Genomic DNA, 2,005 nt, shown 5'->3' on the forward strand with positions numbered 1-2,005 from the left:
CCCCGCATAGTGCATTACTAATGCGTGATGAAAAATCCTTCCATTCTGGACTGTTCCGGTAGTCATCCTGTCCAGTTGCTTGTTCCTGGCTGGTCGATGCGAATTGATTGAGAGCATCCGGGCACGAAGAGCAGACCCCGATACCTTCCACTCTATTCACGCGAAGCCAGTGACACGGTTGACCGTTTTCAACACAAGCGTGATCATCGGTGCATCCGCACCCTATACATTTAGCAGTGAGCATAAGCGCCTCCCCAAGTAAATTAACAACATCATAGTATCATTATGTGATACTGTAAATATTAAAAAGAAAGCGGCCATAGCCGCCCTTCCGAAGTAATTTTCCTTTAGTGGTTGTCTTGGCCCTGTTTCCAAGCGACGAATGCCTGCACTAGCGGTACGCCATCATCACTCAAGGCATTCCCTTCTATCCATCCGCCTCGTATGACGACAGACTGCCCTGATTCCAAGCCAAAAGGTTCCCACTCAGAAGCCACAGGGGAACCGTCCACCAGCAGGTCGAGATCTTCAATCCATTTATCCCGGCCATCCAGAGTTTTCCAAACTGAGTCATCGACCCAAAAGGCCTTGATTTGTTCTGGTGTGGCATTGGTCCAATCGTTGTCTTTCCCGTCAGCAAGTGAAAGTACAGAGTCAACCGTTTGCTGCCAGTTCGGCCAATCTTCTTCGACAACAACGCAAGTAAGCGAGCTCTTGCCATTTGCTCTGCGGCCATCATCAACCTTCCGGATCAGCCTTTCCAGTGTCGCCAGCTCCTCATCGCAGAGCACGGCCTGTGCATCGCTTATCTTTGCCACGAAGTAACGTGCTTCAAGCATCGACATAATTATTTTCCTCCCCAGGGCACAAGTTTTGTTGAATAGCCAAGCATTAGTGGGTGCTTCGGGTCCCCCGAACCAGTCACGCCAAATGCCAATACCGGCTTCCCAGATGCAACGAGCTGCTCTAAAAGCCTGTCCAAATGAACATGCAAAGACTTAGGCAGCTTAGTTCGGCTCCCCCAGCAGGGCACCAAGACATCAGCATCCCGAATAATCCTTTCCAAGTGGATTTCATTTTCAGGCCCGACAGGATCAACCGCCGTAGCCAGCTCTCGAACGTCTGTCGCCCGAAAAGCAAAAGCATTACCGACTATGAATCGCCTCCCTCCGTTGACCTTGGTAAACCCTATCCACTTTCTGACCGTGTGATCGTCCTCGGTGGCCGTGGCCGTAGAGCCGTTTACACCAAAATAACCGAACACAAGGCCTTCGGGTTGCACATCCCTTTCCAGACGGTATCTGTACATGCCGCACTTGCTGATAATTGCACTCAAAATGTCACCTCTTTTTGAATGAAAAACGCCCTTTCACAGTTGCATTTTTTAATGCTGTGATAGGATAAAAGTGTAAGTTGAAAAGGAGAGATGACCATGAAACATGTACTGAATATCGCGCTGATGGCTGTTGTTGTACTTGGCCTGGCTATGCTTGAGGCCACCAACTGGGGTTACGCAGTGCTGGCTATCCCGGCAGTGATTTGGGCCAAGCCGGTGCTCAACCTTCTGCACAAACTGCCGGTTCTGGCTGCTGCTTTTTGGATTCTGGTTGCTGTTTTCGCGTGGCAAGCGGCACTTGTCGGAGCTATTTTTTATGGGTTGCTTGTCGCTCCCAAGGAGCCTGTTCAGCAACAGCATAAAGGTGGTCGCCGCAAGAACAAGAAAAGCTCTCCCTGCATGAGTGGTACTTTTGGGTATGACTATGAGACTGGGGAACTGTTGAGCTGCTAATATCAAGGTCATTTCTCCTCAGCCTTCCTGATGGGCGCTCTCAGCGCTCTCAGGACAGCTTCTTCAAGAGCTGCGGCCCCTGCCCTATCACGTCGCTTTGTTAATGCCCCATATTGCTTCCTGATGGGTAGCATCAGCTCTTCGAGTTCATTGCGCTTCCTATCGTCGGCTTCAAGTTTCTCGCTTCGCGCCAAGGCTTCGGCTTGCTCGCTTTTT

At 50.5% G+C, this 2,005-nt stretch carries 3 protein-coding genes and 1 pseudogene; 1 reads left to right on the forward strand and 3 read right to left on the reverse strand.

Going from position 1 to position 2,005, the window contains the following annotated elements; all coding sequences use genetic code 11:
- Positions 1-347: 347 nt before the first annotated feature.
- Together BHE89_RS15650 and BHE89_RS15655 are read right to left on the reverse strand one after the other, a co-directional pair.
- A complete protein-coding gene (locus tag BHE89_RS15650; protein ID WP_000062185.1) occupies positions 348-845 on the reverse strand; it encodes a hypothetical protein in 498 nt (165 codons plus the stop codon).
- A gap of 2 nt (positions 846-847) precedes the next feature.
- Positions 848-1,336 carry a DUF1643 domain-containing protein gene (locus BHE89_RS15655; protein ID WP_001273096.1) on the reverse strand — a complete coding sequence of 163 codons (489 nt, stop codon included), beginning with the start codon at positions 1,334-1,336 and terminating at the stop codon, positions 848-850.
- Positions 1,337-1,432: 96 nt separating this feature from the next.
- Between BHE89_RS15655 and BHE89_RS27140 the strand changes: the two genes are divergently transcribed.
- Positions 1,433-1,789, forward strand: a complete 357-nt coding sequence (locus tag BHE89_RS27140; RefSeq protein WP_020833609.1) for a hypothetical protein — start codon at positions 1,433-1,435, stop codon at positions 1,787-1,789.
- A gap of 8 nt (positions 1,790-1,797) precedes the next feature.
- Here the strand turns inward: BHE89_RS27140 and BHE89_RS15665 are convergent.
- Positions 1,798-2,005 (reverse strand): annotated as a pseudogene (locus BHE89_RS15665) (hypothetical protein); the annotation flags it as partial.

Source organism: Shigella sp. FC1967 (genome assembly GCF_001743005.1).
GTDB lineage: Bacteria > Pseudomonadota > Gammaproteobacteria > Enterobacterales > Enterobacteriaceae > Proteus.